The sequence below is a fragment of the Streptomyces sp. NPDC042100 genome (assembly GCF_055582325.1).
This window is the reverse complement of record NZ_JBVJDK010000004.1, coordinates 15,446-29,503: the sequence shown is the minus strand read 5'-3', so window position 1 is coordinate 29,503 and position 14,058 is coordinate 15,446. Positions and strand designations below refer to the sequence as shown.

Sequence of the window (14,058 nt, the reverse complement as noted above, 5' to 3'; positions counted from 1 at the left end):
TCGGATTGGTACGTAGAACGGTATCCGGAGTGACCGAAACGTTGCCATCGGGCCCTGGAATCGCCCGCACTGACCGCTTGTCGGATATGAACGGGCGTCAACCGGAAGGAAAATCCCGCGTTCCGGCCGGGCCCCCGCGACCCCCGCCCGCCACTCCCGCCACCGCCCCCCGCCGCGCCCCTCCCGAGAGGTCAGGGAACCGCGTGGTAATAGCGCACGCAGGCGCGCACCATCCCGTCCGGCGCGATCGTGAACACGTCCACGAACCGATGGTCCGTCCTGTCCGTCCTGTCCGTCCTGTCCGTTCTATCCGCCCTGTCTGGCCCGTCCATCCCGTCTGACTTGTCCATCCGGTCTGGCCTGTCCGTCCCGTTCGCCCCGTTCGGCGCCGTCACCCGGCGGCCCGTCGCGATCACCGTACGGTCGCGCGCCACCAGCCGCTCCACCTCGTGCCGGGCCGTCGCCCGCACGTGCCCCACGTGGGCCCGCACGGCCGCGTTGCGCCCCCGGGCCGGCGGCAGCCCCGGCAGCTCGAACACCACGGCGTCGTCCAGCAGGGACGCGCAGCCGTCCAGATCGCCCGCGTCCAGGTAGTCGTAGACCAGGCGCACATGGTCGATCCCCGCCGCGGTCACCAGATCCACCGCGCCCGTCCCGTCGGCCCACACGGTCCCCGTGTCGTCATGGCTGTTCAACGGTGCCAACCCCCTTCGCATCTCGCTCCAGGATTCTGCGGGCCCTCCCCAACTCCGCGTTATCGCCGTCCTATCCCCGACGCGGAGGTCGCAGGGACACCCGCAAGGACACCGGCAGGGACACCGGCAGTGGTACCGACTGTGACGCCGACCTTGTGCCGACCGTGATGCCGACGGTGGTGCCGACAACATGTCCAAAGGGATCCCGACGAGGATCTTCACGGCATGGACACGACGCGAAGAGATGTGGAGACTGTCCTCACTTGAGCCTGACATCCCGGCGTGGCCCGGTCTGGTCCCGGCGTGTCGACTCTTCGTTGCTTGGTAGGTGGGGTGGGGGGATCAGTGGCTGCTGCCGCCGACGGGTTAACGGACGAGGACGTCGAGGGCGGGCCGCACCTGACCTTCCGGGTGCTCGGACCGCTCCAGGTCCAGGGGACCGAGGGGCCGCTGCGCGTCCCGCCGGGCCGGCAGGAGGTGATCCTGGCCGCGCTGCTCCTGGAGAGCAACCGGGTCGTCAGCACGAGCCACCTCGTGGACCTCATCTGGGAGGACAACCCCCCGGAGACCGCCCGCACCCAGGTGCAGATCTGCGTGTCCAGGCTGCGCAAGCTGCTCGCCGGGGCCGAGGGCGAGGTCACCCTGGTGACCCGGCCCCCCGGCTACGTCCTGCACACCGGCGAGGGCAACGTCGACGCCGCGCTCTTCACCAGCCTGGTCCAGCGCGCCCGCGCGCTGCGCGAGGGCCGTGAGGGCGGGGACGCCGAGCGTGCCGTCGGCCTGCTCCGGTCCGCCGTCACCCTCTGGCAGGGCGACTGCCTCACCGGGCTCGACAGCGGCCCGCTCGCCAACAAGGCCCGCCAGCTCAACGAGGAGCGCCTGGCCGCCGTCGAGCTGCGCATCCGCATCGAGCTCGAACTCGGCAGGCACGACCGGCTGGTCGGCGAGCTCCAGCGGCTCACCCATGAGCACCCGCTCCGGGAGAAGCTGCACGGACAGCTCATCCAGGCCCTGTACTGGTCCGGCCGCCAGGCGGAGGCCCTCGAAGCCTTCCGCACCGCGCGCCGCTATCTCGCCGAGGAGCTCGGCCTCGAACCGAGCCGCGAGCTGCGGGACCTCGAAGCCGCCATCCTCGCGGGCGAACTGCCGCCGCCGAACGGGCCCGCGTCGGCGCCCGCACGCGCGGCAAGACCGCCGGAGAGACCGGGGGAGAGAACCGGGCGCAGACCCGAGGACCAGGCCCCCGCCGGACGCCCCGAGCAGCCCGCGATGTCCCCCGAGACGCCCGCCGCACCCGCTGCTGAAACGGTTCGCCAGGAGACCGTCCCGCACCAGCTCCCCGCCGACATCGCCGACTTCGTCGCCGACGGACAGCGCCTCACCGCCCTGGAGCGGGCACTGGCCGGCGGCGACGGACGCGGCACCGTCCCGCTCGCCGCCATCACCGGCAAGCCCGGCACCGGCAAGTCCACCCTCGCCGTCCACGTCGCCCACGCCCTCGCCGAGACCGGCTTCCCCGACGGACAGCTCTACTGCGACCTGCGCGGCACCACCGGCGCCCCCGCCACCCCCGTCGAGGTCCTCGGCCGCTTTCTGCGCGCCCTCGGCATCCCCGGCCAGCTCATCCCCGAGTCGCTCGACGAGCGCGCCGAGATGTACCGCACCCGGCTCGCCTCCCGGCGCGTCCTCGTCGTCCTCGACGACGCCGCCGGGGAGGGCCAGGTCCTCCCGCTGCTCCCCGGCAGCCGGGGCTGCGCCGTCCTCGTCACCAGCCGCGCCCGCCTCACCGCGCTGCCCGGCGCCCACCGCGTCGAACTCGACGTCCTCGACGAGGACCGCGCCCTCGAACTCCTCGCCCGGATCATCGGCCAGGAACGCGTCGCAGGTGAGGCCGTCGCCGCCGAGGCGCTCGTCCGCACCGTCGGCCGCCTCCCGCTCGCCCTGCGCATCGTCGCCGCCCGGCTCGCCGCCCGCCCGCACTGGACCCTCGCGTCCATGGTCCACCGGCTGGCCAACGAACGGCACCGACTTGACGAACTCGCACACGGTGAGATGACCATGCGCGCCAGTCTCTCCCTCACCTACGAGGGGCTGGCGCCCGGCGACCGGAGCCTGCTCCGGCTGCTCAGCATGGCGCAGGCGCCGACCCTCCCGAGCTGGCTGGCCGGCGCCCTCCTGGACGACCGCAGGCCCTTCCCCTCGGACCTCCTCGAACCCCTCGTCGACGTACAGATGCTCGACGTCGCCGGCATGGAGTCCGGCGGCTTCCGCTACCGCTTCCACGAGATCATCCGCGTCTACGCCCGCGAGCAGCTCGCCGACCGGCACCCGCCCGAGGAGCGCAAGGCCGCCTTCGCCCGCATGGCGGGCGGCTGGATGCACCTCGCCCAGCAGGCCCACCGCAAGGTGTACGGGGGAGACTTCACCGTCCTGCACGGCGACGCGGCCCGCTGGGAGCCCCCCGCCGCCTACACCGACGAGGCCCTCGCCGACCCGCTCGCCTGGCTCGACGCCGAACAGGGCGCGCTGTGCGGCATGGTCGAGCACGCCGCCGAAGAGGGACTGCACGACCTCAGCTGGGACCTGGCCACGTCACTGGTCACCCTCTTCGAGGTGCGCGGCCACTACGACCTCTGGGAGCGGACCCACACCATCGCGCTCGCCGCCGTCCGCAAGGCGGGCAACCTGCGCGGCACCGCGGCGATCCGCGCCTCCCTCGGCTCGCTCTACATGAGCCGCAACCAGTACGACACCGCCCGCCAGTCCCTCACGTCGGCGCTCGACGTCTTCCAGGCCCTCGACGAACCGATGGGCGAGGCGCTGTGCCGCCGCGACATGGCGCTCATCGCGCGCAGCGGCGGCGACGACACCACGGCGCTGGAACTGTACGGGCGTTCCCTCGCCGACTTCGACCGCGCCGGCGACGTCGTCGGCCGCGCGATCGTCCTCACCCAGAGCGCCCACGTCCGGATGCGGCAGGGCGAGATCGACACCGCCCAGCGGCAGCTCGACGAAGCGCTCGACATCTACGAGGGCATCGGCTACACCGGCGGCCGGGCGCGGACCCTGCGGCGGGTCGGCCAGCTCCTCCTCGAACAGGGCCGGAGCGATCTCGCGGTGCTCACCTTCACCGAGGTGCTGGAACTCTGCCGGGACTCCGGCGACGTCATCGGGGAAGGGCACCTGCTGCGGGACCTCGGCCACGCCTTCACGGTCATGGGGCGGCCGGACCGGGCCCGGGACTTCTTCGACCGCGCCGTCTCGGCGCGGGAGCAGATCATGGATTTTAGCGGGGGCGCACTCGCACGCCTGGACCTCGCACGGCTCCTGACGGAGGAGCCGGGGCGCTCGCGGGAACTGCTCACTCCGGCCGTCGAGGTCTTCCGGGACCGTCGGATGGCCCGGGAACTCACCGAGGCGGAGCGGCTCCTCGGCGCCTGCTGACGGCCGCGCCGGGGGTGCTGGGGGGACTCAGGGGCTCAGGGGCTCAAGAGACCCAGGAGACCCAGGGGCTCAGGGGAGTCGTCAGTGCCCGAGGGCGTCAGCCCAGGGACGTCAGTCCCAGGGGTTGTTGTCCGTGCAGGTGGGGAGGTTGCCGGGGTTGGCGGTGACCGGGGTGCCGGCCGGGACGCAGGTGGGGGGGACGGCGTTCGAGGTGGCGGCGGTGCCCGGGGTGCCCGTGGCCGGGACCGGCTCGTCGGCCCAGCTGACCCCGAGACCGGCGCCCGTCACCAGGACGATCAGCGCGGAGGTGACGGCGGCGCGGAGGGCGGTACGGGCGGCGGTGGTGGTCTTCGACATCGGATTCTCCGTCTCGTTCGTGTTTCTGGCTGGCGTTTCCTTCTGACCACCAACTTAGGAACGAGCGGATTCACCGCACCGCCCGCAGCCTTATCACCCCGCTATCACCGCACCACCCCGCCTATCACGGCCCCAGGACCGCTATCGCGGACCCCGCCGCGCTATCACGCGGACCATCCCGGTGCCCGGTCCGCCCCCGATGCCGGTTAGCGGCGGGATGCCCTCCGGATAGGCGGATTCGGAGGATGGTTCCCAGCAGCCGGCGAGACCCCCCGGAAGCCGCCCCGACCAGGCGGTTCTCCGGTGCTCGCCCCGACCTGACCAGCGGGAGCTCTCCATGACGACCGGTCACTCCCCCGAGGGTGTGCCCACGGCCACCGCCGCTCTGGGCACCCTCATCCGCGGACACCGCCTCCGCATCGGCCTGACCCAGCGTGAACTCGCCGACCTCTCCACCATCAGCGTCCGCGCCATCCGCGACCTGGAGAAGGGGAAGGCCCTGCGGCCCCGCGCCGACACCGTCCGGCTGATAGCCGACGCCCTCCGCCTCGGCCCGCGGGCCCGCACCGCCCTGGAGGAGTCCGTCACCCGGGGCCACCACCACGGCGGCGGCCGGCACCTCCTCGCGGAACGCTGTGCCCCGCCCGTCCCGCTGCACCCGCTGATCGGGCGCGAGGCCGAGGCCGCGATCCTCGCCGAGGAGCTGCGCTCCGGTGCCGAGCGGCTCGTGACCGTCGTGGGCCTCAGCGGCGTCGGCAAGACCCGCCTCGCCCTGGAGACCGCCGCCCGGCTGCACGCCGACGGCCTCCCCGTCCTGTGGCACACCGCTCACGGCTCCGCGGCCGACTGCCTGCCCGCCGCGGACGAGGACCCGTCCGCCGCCCTCGTCGCCGACTGCGCCGGCTATCTCCTGGGGGCGGGTACGCAGGCGCCGTACGGCACGGGCGCCGCCGACGACCCGTATGGCACGGCCGTGGCCGCCGTCCCGTACGGAACGAGCGCCCCCGCCGTCCCGTACGGAACGGCCTCCGCCCCCGCCGCGTACGGCACGGGCGCCGCCGACTACCCGTACGGGCACGGCCCCGGGCACGGCCCCCGCGACGGGCACAGACCCGGGGGCGCCGTCCCCACCCCCGCCTTCCTTCCGGCCTACCCTCCGGCCTCCGCCCCCTCCTCCTCACCCGCGCTCCAGGGCTCCGCCCCGGGACCCGGCGAGCTGCCGCCCGCCGCGCTCGCCGCCGCGCTCGGCGACCGGGAGGCGCTGCTCGTGCTCGACGGCGTCGACACCACCCGCCTCGACTTCGCCCGCCTCACCCGGCTCCGCCGCGAACTCCCGGGCCTGCGCCTCCTCCTGACCGCCGACACCCCCTGGTCCGTCCCCGGCGAGCGCCTGTTCCTCCTCGCCCCCCTGGAGGCCCCCCTCCCGGCCGGCCCCGCCACCCCCGGCGCCGGGGCCGACGCGCCCGCCGTGCGGTTCCTCCTCGGCCGGCTCCGCCGCATGCGCCCCGAACTCCTCCCCGACGAGCAGACCCTGGCCCACACCGCCTGGATCGCCCACCGCCTCGACGGACACCCCCTCGCGATGGCCGCCGCCGCGTCCTGGCTCGGCGTCTGCGACCTGCCCACCCTGCGCGGCATCGTCGAGACCGACCCCGCCGCCGTCCTCGACCACCTCGCCGACGGGCACGGCGGCACCGGCCTCACCGACCGTGTCGCCCGCGCCCTCGCCGTCCTCCCGCCCGAGCAGCGGCACCTCCTCGCCGCGCTCTGCGCCGCCCAGGACGCCGCCACCGCGCCCGACTTCGGGCTCGACGACGTCGTCAGGACCACCGGCAGGCCGCTGGTCGACGCGGGCCGCATGGTCCGCGCCCTGCTCATCGGCGGCTTCATCCGCTCCAGCACCGACCACGGCCGCTCCGGCTTCCGGGTCCTGTGCGCCGTCCGCGCCGCCCTGCCCCCGGCGGCGGAGCCCCCCGTCGCCGCTGCCGCGGTCCCTGCCGCCGCCGCTGCCCCCGCCCCTGCCGCCTGACTGCCGCAGCGCCGCCGATCCGCTGCCGTACCGCCGGATCAACTGCCGCTCACCGGGCCCGCACACGGGTTGTATGGCCACTGCCCGGCCGCCGAACGCGGCGGCCGGCCGAGGCACCGCACCACGGCCTACCACACCGCACCACCGCACCACGGCGTACGACACCGCACCACCGCACCACGGCGTACGACACCGCACCACCGCACCGCGCACCCGTGGCCCGCCGCTCAGCCCGCCCAGCCCGTTCAGCCCGCTCGCCCCGGCCGACGCACCGGCCACCGACCCCGGTCACCACCAGGAGCCCCCATGCCGTTCGACAAGCCCGTCGCCACCGCACCGGCCGCCGTCCGGTTGCCGCTCTCGGTCGCCCAGCGGGACATCTGGACGGCCCACCTCCTCGACCCCACCGGCATCACGTACAACGTCGGCGAGTGCCGCGAGATCCAGGGCCCGGTCGACCCCGAGCTGATGGGCGCCGCCTGGCGCCGCCTGGTCGACGAGGCCGACTTCCTGCGGATCAGGGGCTTCGAGGACGACGGCGAGCAGGTCTGGCAGCTCCTCGACGCCGACGCCGGGACCCGCACGCTCGCCTACACCGACCTCAGCGGCGCCCAGGACCCGTGGAGCGCCGCCTGGGAGCTGCTCGACGGCCTGATCAGCACGCCCTTCGACCTCACCGGCGAGTCCCCGGTCCGCTTCGCCCTCGTCAAGCTGGCGGAGGACCGCTTCTTCTACTTCTACGGCTTCCACCACGTGGTCGTCGACGGCGCCGGCGCCGGGATGGCGCTCGCCCGGCTCGTCGAGCTGTACGAGCGGGGCGCGGCGGGCGAGCCCTGGGGCGAGAACCCCTTCGGCACGCTCCCCGAACTCCTCGCCGAGGACGCGGCCTACCGCGATTCCGAGGAGGCCGCCGCCGACCGGGCCGCCTGGCGCGCCCACCTCGCCGACGCCCCCGACGCGCCCGCCGGCCTCGTACGCGGCCGGGGCCGGGCCGAGGGCGCCCACGGCGGGCTGCCCTTCGCCCGGCGCAGCGTCCCCGTCGCCCCCGACGACGCCGACCGGCTCCGCGCCGCCGCCCGCACCGCCCGGGTCTCCTGGTCCGTGCTGCTCGTCGCGCTCTTCGCCGCGTACGTCCAGCGCGTCACCGGCCGCCAGGAACTGATGATCGCCCTGCCCGTCACCGGCCGCACCACCCGCGCCGCCCGCAGCACCCCCGGCATGATGTCGAACATCGTGCCGCTGCGCCTGCGGGTCCGCCCCGAGGACCGCGTCGCCGACCTGGTGCGGTCGGTGTCCGCCGAGGTCAAGCACGGCCTGCGGCACCAGCGCACCCGCTACGAGGACCTCGGCCGCGAGGCGGGCGTCATCGACGGCAGCCGCCGCCTCGCCACCCCCGTCCTCAACATCATGGGCTTCCAGACCGAGCTGACCGTCGGCGGGCACCCCACCGTCAACCACAACATCAGCAACGGCCCCGTCGACGACCTCAGCGTCGCCGTCTTCGACCTCGGCCCCGCCCACGGCCTCCGCATCGACTTCGACACCCCGGTCCAGGACGTGGACCCCGAGCTGATCGCCGGCCACCAGGACCGCTTCGCCGCCTTCCTCACCCGCTATCTCGCGACCGACGAGGAGACCAGGGGGACCGCCACCGTGGCCGGGCTCGCCCTCCTCGACGCCGACGAGCGCGCCCTGCTCACCGGCGCCTGGGCCGGCCCCGTCGGGGCGCCGGTGGAGACCACGCTCGTCGCCCGCTTCGAGGAGCGGGTACGGCTCCACCCCGACCGCCCCGCCCTCGTGGACGCCGACGGCCCGGTCACGTACGCGGAGCTGAACGCCTCCGCCAACCACCTCGCCCGCGCGCTCCGCGACCGGGGGCTCGGCCGGGGCGCCCTCGCCGGGGTGCTCCTGGAGCGCGGCGTCCCCTTCGCCACCGCCCTGATCGCCGTCCTCAAGACCGGCGCCGGACACGTCCTGCTCGACCCGGACTTCCCCGACGAGCGGCTCCGCTCGGCCGCCGCCGACGCGGGCATCGGCCACCTCGTCACCACCCCGGACCTGGCCGCCCGCGCCGAGGGCCCCTGGACCGTCGTCCACGCGGGACACCGCCCGGGCCCCGGCACCGCCGAGGCCGACCTGGACGTGCCGATCGGCCCCGACGACGTCGCCTGTGTGATGTTCACGTCCGGCTCGACGGGCCGGCCGAAGGGGATCCTGTCCTCGCACCGGAACCTCGTGTCGACGGTGAGTGGCCAGTCGTACGGGCGGTTCGGTGAGGGGGAGGTGTTCCTCCAGTGCTCGCCGGTGTCGTGGGACGCGTTCAGCCTGGAGTTCTGGGGTGCGCTGCTGCATGGCGGGACGTGTGTCCTCCAGCCGGGGCAGCGGCCGGAGCCGGTGCTCATCGAGGAGCTGTCGCGCAAGCACGCGGTGACGATGCTCCAGCTCTCGGCCAGTCTCTTCAACTTCCTTGTCGACGAGCACCCCGGGGCCTTCGACACGGTCACGGTCGCCTTCACCGGTGGTGAGGCCGCCTCCCCGGCGCACGTGCGCAAGCTCCAGGCGCTCAAGCCCGGCATCGAGGTCGTCAACGGGTACGGGCCGGCGGAGTCCATGGGCTTCACCACGACCCACCCGTTCGGCACGGAGGACGACGCCGAGGACGCGGTGGTCCCGGTGGGGACGCCGCTCGTGAACAAGGGCGCCTATGTCCTGGACCCGTACCTCGGGCTGTGCCCGCCCGGCGTCACCGGCGAGCTCTACCTGACGGGTGACGGCCTGGCCCACGGCTACTTGGGCCGTCCCGATCTGACCGCGACCCGTTTCGTCCCGGACCCGTTCGGCGCCGTCGCCGGTGGCCGGCTGTACCGCACCGGTGACCTGGCGCGCTTCGACCGCGAGGGGCGGCTGGTGTACGAGGGGCGGGCCGACGACCAGATCAAGATCCGGGGCTTCCGGGTCGAGCCCGGCGAGACCGAGGCCGCCCTCCTGACCCACCCGCAGGTCACCCAGGCCGTGGTGACGGTTCATCAGGAGCGGCTCGCCGCCTACCTGGTGACCGAAGAGGCAGCGGGAGCCGACGCCGTCGCGCCCGAGGACATCCGCCGGCATGTGGCCGAGCGGCTGCCCGAGCACCTGGTCCCGAGCCACGTCACCGTCCTGGAGCGGCTGCCGCTCACCCCGAACGGGAAGATCGACAAGCGGGCCCTGCCCGCCCCCGCCGCGCTCTCCAGCAAGGGCCGCGCGCCCCGTACGGAGCTCGAAGCGACCGTCCTCGGCCTCTTCGCCCGGACCCTCGACACCCCCGCCACTCCCACCATCGACGACAGCTTCTTCTCCCTGGGCGGGCACTCGCTGCTCGCCGCCCGGCTCACCAACCGGGTCGCGGACGCCCTCGGCGTGCGCCTCACGATCCGGGACGTGTTCGGCCGCCCGACGGCCGCCGGGCTCGCCGAGCTGATCGCGGAGCTGCTCATCGAGCGCGGCGAAGGGACGTCCGGTCCGGGCGTGCTCCCGGCGCCGGTGCCGGGCGAGGGCGACGGCGAGCTGGTCCCCGCCTCCTACGCGCAGAAGCGGCTGTGGCTGCTGGGGCAGTTGGACGGGGGGAGCGCCGCGTACAACGTGCCGACCGTCGTCCGCTTCGACGGGCCCGGCCCGGACCTGGAGGTGCTGGAGGACGCGCTCAACGACGTCGTCGCCCGGCACGCGCCGCTGCGGACCCTGTTCGAGGCGGTCGACGGCGAGCCGTACCAGCGGGTCCTGGACCCGGAGCGGGCGCGGCTCGCGGTCGAGCGTTGGCACGTGGACGCCGCCGGCCTGGACGCGGGGCTCGCCGAAGCGGCCGGACACGTCTTCGACCTCGCCACCGAACTCCCGCTCCGCGCCACGGCCTTCGCGCTCGACGGCGGCGGCACGGTGCTGGCCCTGGTCCAGCACCACATCGCGACCGACGGGGTCTCGAACGGGATCTTCTTCGCCGACCTGGAGCGCGCCTACGCGGCCCGCGCGGCGGGCGGGAGGTCTTCGGAGCTCGAACCGCTCGCCGTCCGGTACGCGGACTACGCGGTCTGGCAGCGCCGGGTCCTCGGCCCGGCCGACCGGACCGACAGCCTCCTCGGCACCGAACTCTCCTTCTGGCGCTCGCGCTTGGACGGCCTCCCCGAGGGGCACGGGCTCACGCTCGACCGCCCCCGGCCGGTCCGCGCCTCGCACCGGGGCGGCGAGGTCACGCTCGACCTCGGTGCCGACCTCTTCCAGCGGGTGCGGCAACTCGCGCGGGCGGAGGGGTGCACGCCGTTCATGGTGGTGCACGCGGCGCTGGTCGCGGCCCTGTCGAGGCTCGGTGCGGGGTCGGACCTGGCGGTCGGTTCGCCGGTCGCGGGCCGTAACGACGAGGCGTTGGCGGAGCTGGTCGGGTTCTTCGTGAACACGCTGGTTCTGCGGACCGACAGTTCGGGCGATCCGGCGTTCCGGGAGCTCCTGGCCCGGGTCCGTGCGGCCGACCTGGATGCCTTCGCGCATCAGGAGGCGCCGTTCGACCTGGTCCTGGAGTCGCTCAACCCGACCCGGACGCTGTCCCGCCACCCGCTCTTCCAGATCTGCCTGACCCTGGAGGACGGAGCCGGGGCGGCCGCCCCGCTCGCGCTCTCCGGACTCGCCCCGGCGCCCATGGAGAAGATCGGCAACGGCTCCGCCAAGTTCGACCTGGAGTTCTTCCTGCGCTCCGAGGACGCCCACGGCCTGCGCGCCACCGTCCTCTTCGCCGCCGACCTCTTCGACGAGGAGACGGTCCTGCGCATCACCTCGGTCCTCGGCCAGGTCCTGCGCCACGCCCTGACCGACCCCGCGCTCCCCCTCTCGGCCCTGGAGGTCCTGTCGGGCGAGGAGCGGGAGCTGCTGACCGGCGCCTGGTCCGGGACGAAGGCCCCCGGTGCGGGGGAGGGTTCGCTGGTCGGGCGGTTCGAGGAGCAGGCGGCCCGGGTACCGGAGCGTACGGCTCTGGTGGACGGTGACCGGACGCTCTCGTACGCCGAGCTGAACACCTCCGCCAACCGGCTGGCCCGGCACCTGGGTGAACAGGGCCTGGGACGCGGTGACATGGCGGGCGTGCTGCTCGACCGGGGCGCCGACTTCGCGATCGCCGTCCTCGCCGTCACCAAGACGGGCGCCGGATACACGCTGCTCGATCCGGAGTTCCCCGACGAGCGGCTCCGCGCAGCCGCCCTCGACGCGGGCATCGGCCTGCTCGTCACCGACGCCGACCACGCCGCCTCCGGCCGGATCGACGGGCCCTGGAGGACCGTCGTCCGGGCACCCGGCGAGCTCACCGACCGCTCGGGCGAGAACCTGGGCACGGCCCCGACCGGCGAGGACGTCGCCTGTGTGATGTTCACGTCCGGCTCGACGGGCCGGCCGAAGGGGATCCTGTCCTCGCACCGGAACCTGGTGTCGACGGTGAGTGGGCAGTCGTACGGGCGGTTCGGTGAGGGGGAGGTGTTCCTCCAGTGCTCGCCGGTGTCGTGGGACGCGTTCAGCCTGGAGTTCTGGGGTGCGCTGCTGCATGGCGGGACGTGTGTCCTCCAGCCGGGGCAGCGGCCCGAGCCGGTCCTCATCGAGGAGCTGTCGCGCAAGCACGGCGTCACGATGCTCCAGCTCTCCGCCAGCCTCTTCAACTTCCTCGTCGACGAGCACCCCGGGGCCTTCGACACGGTCACGGTCGCCTTCACCGGTGGTGAGGCCGCCTCCCCGGCGCACGTGCGCAAGCTCCAGGCGCTCAAGCCCGGCATCGAGATCGCCAACGGCTACGGGCCCGCCGAGTCGATGGGCTTCACCACGACCCACCCGTTCGGCACGGAGGACGACGCCGAGGACACCGTCGTCCCGGTGGGGACGCCCCTGGTCAACAAGGGCGCGTATGTCCTGGACCCCTACCTCAACCTCTGCCCGCCCGGCGTCACGGGCGAGCTGTACCTCAGCGGCGACGGCCTCGCCCACGGCTATCTGGGCCGTCCCGATCTGACCGCGACCCGTTTCGTCCCGGACCCGTTCGGCGCCGTCGCCGGTGGCCGGCTGTACCGCACCGGTGACCTGGCGCGCTTCGACCGCGAGGGCCGGCTGGTGTACGAGGGGCGGGCCGACGACCAGGTGAAGATCCGGGGCTTCCGGGTCGAGCCGGGCGAGACCGAGGCCGCGCTGCTCACCCACCCCCGCATCACCCAGGCGGTCGTGACGGTGCATCAGGAGCGCCTGGCCGCCTACCTCGTGGTCGAAGGCGACGCGCCCCCGGCGCCCGAGGACATCCGCCGGCATGTGGCCGAGCGGCTGCCCGAGCACCTGGTCCCGAGCCACGTCACCGTCCTGGAGCGGCTGCCGCTCACCCCGAACGGGAAGATCGACAAGCGGGCCCTGCCCGCCCCCGCCGCGCTCTCCAGCAAGGGCCGCGCGCCCCGTACGGAGCTGGAGGCGACCGTCCTCGGTCTCTTCGCCCGGACCCTCGACACCCCCGCCGACCTCACGATCGACGACGACTTCTTCCATCACGGCGGCCACTCCCTCCTCGGAGCCCGCCTCACCAACCACATCGCCGGGACCCTCGACGTGCGGCTCACCATCCGCGACGTCTTCCAGCACCCCACCCCGGCCCGGCTCGCCGCGCACATCGACTCCCTCAAGACCGCTCCGGCCCGGAAGGCGCGCCCCGCCCTCCGCCGCCGTACCGCAACGGAACGGATCAGCTCATGAGCACCCACACCGCCCCCGCCTTCACCCCCGCGCCCGAGGACGTCGTCTGGGACCTGCCCGGCGCCGCCCCGCACCGGCTGTCCCTGCTGGTCCTGCCGCACGCCGGCGGCAACGCCCACGCCTACAGCGTCTGGCGCGAGCACCTCCCGGCCGACGTGCGGCTGCTCATCGGCCAGTACCCGGGCCGAGGCGCCCGCTACTGCGAGGACCTGCCCGGCTCCGTCGACGATCTGGCTCTGCCCGTCGTGGACGCCCTGCCCGCCGACGCCGGACCGCTGGTCGTCCTCGGCCACAGCATGGGCTCCCTCGTCGCCTTCGAGGTGGTCAGGGCCCTCCAGGCCGCCGGCCGCACCCCGCTCGGGCTCGTCGCCTCCGCCTGCCGGGCGCCCGTCCTGCCCAACCAGGCGCCCGTCCACCCCGAGCGACTCGACGACGACGAGCTGGTCGCCTCCATCAAGGAGCGCGGCGGCACCGACGACGGCATCCTCGACGACCCGGAGCTCCGCGAGATCGTCCTGCCGTCCATCCGCGCCGACTTCGCCATCGACGACGCCTACCAGTGCACCGCCCCCGACGTGCGGCTCGACTGCCCGGTGGCCGTCTTCGGCGGCGACGCAGACCCGATCGTGCCCGTCGGCCTGCTCGACGGCTGGGGGCTCGTCGCCGGCGAGGAGCTCGCCCCGGTGGTGCTGCCCGGCGACCACTTCTACTTCCAGCAGGACCTGCCCGGCTTCTTCGCCCGCCTCAACCCGGTCCTGACCGCCCTCCAGGGCGCGCCCGTCACCGCCGCCTGAC

The 14,058-nt window shown here is 74.3% G+C and carries 6 protein-coding genes; 4 read left to right on the top strand and 2 right to left on the bottom strand.

What is annotated here, in order from left to right:
• Nucleotides 1-191 precede the first annotated feature (191 nt).
• Nucleotides 192-695 (bottom strand): nuclear transport factor 2 family protein, encoded by a 504-nt coding sequence (locus ACZ6J5_RS10050; protein ID WP_469389671.1) that lies wholly within the window; start codon nucleotides 693-695, stop codon nucleotides 192-194.
• A gap of 411 nt (nucleotides 696-1,106) precedes the next feature.
• On the opposite strand from ACZ6J5_RS10050, the gene ACZ6J5_RS10045 reads away from it, so the two are divergent.
• Nucleotides 1,107-4,139: an AfsR/SARP family transcriptional regulator gene (locus tag ACZ6J5_RS10045; RefSeq protein WP_469390504.1), complete on the top strand. Its 3,033-nt coding sequence runs from the start codon at nucleotides 1,107-1,109 to the stop codon at nucleotides 4,137-4,139.
• A gap of 111 nt (nucleotides 4,140-4,250) precedes the next feature.
• On the opposite strand, the gene ACZ6J5_RS10040 is transcribed toward ACZ6J5_RS10045, so the two are convergent.
• A complete protein-coding gene (locus tag ACZ6J5_RS10040; protein ID WP_469389669.1) occupies nucleotides 4,251-4,496 on the bottom strand; it encodes a hypothetical protein in 246 nt (81 codons plus the stop codon).
• Nucleotides 4,497-4,833: 337 nt separating this feature from the next.
• Between ACZ6J5_RS10040 and ACZ6J5_RS10035 the strand changes: the two genes are divergently transcribed.
• From ACZ6J5_RS10035 to ACZ6J5_RS10025, 3 genes are all read left to right on the top strand, one after another.
• Complete coding sequence (locus ACZ6J5_RS10035; RefSeq protein WP_469389667.1) at nucleotides 4,834-6,525, top strand: helix-turn-helix domain-containing protein; 1,692 nt, start codon at nucleotides 4,834-4,836, stop codon at nucleotides 6,523-6,525.
• Between the two features lie 306 nt (nucleotides 6,526-6,831).
• Nucleotides 6,832-13,263: an amino acid adenylation domain-containing protein gene (locus ACZ6J5_RS10030; RefSeq protein WP_469389665.1), complete on the top strand. Its 6,432-nt coding sequence runs from the start codon at nucleotides 6,832-6,834 to the stop codon at nucleotides 13,261-13,263.
• Nucleotides 13,260-14,057, top strand: a complete 798-nt coding sequence (locus ACZ6J5_RS10025) for a thioesterase II family protein (RefSeq protein WP_469389663.1) — start codon at nucleotides 13,260-13,262, stop codon at nucleotides 14,055-14,057. The genes ACZ6J5_RS10030 and ACZ6J5_RS10025 overlap by 4 nt, the downstream gene beginning before the upstream one ends.
• Nucleotide 14,058: the final 1 nt, after the last annotated feature.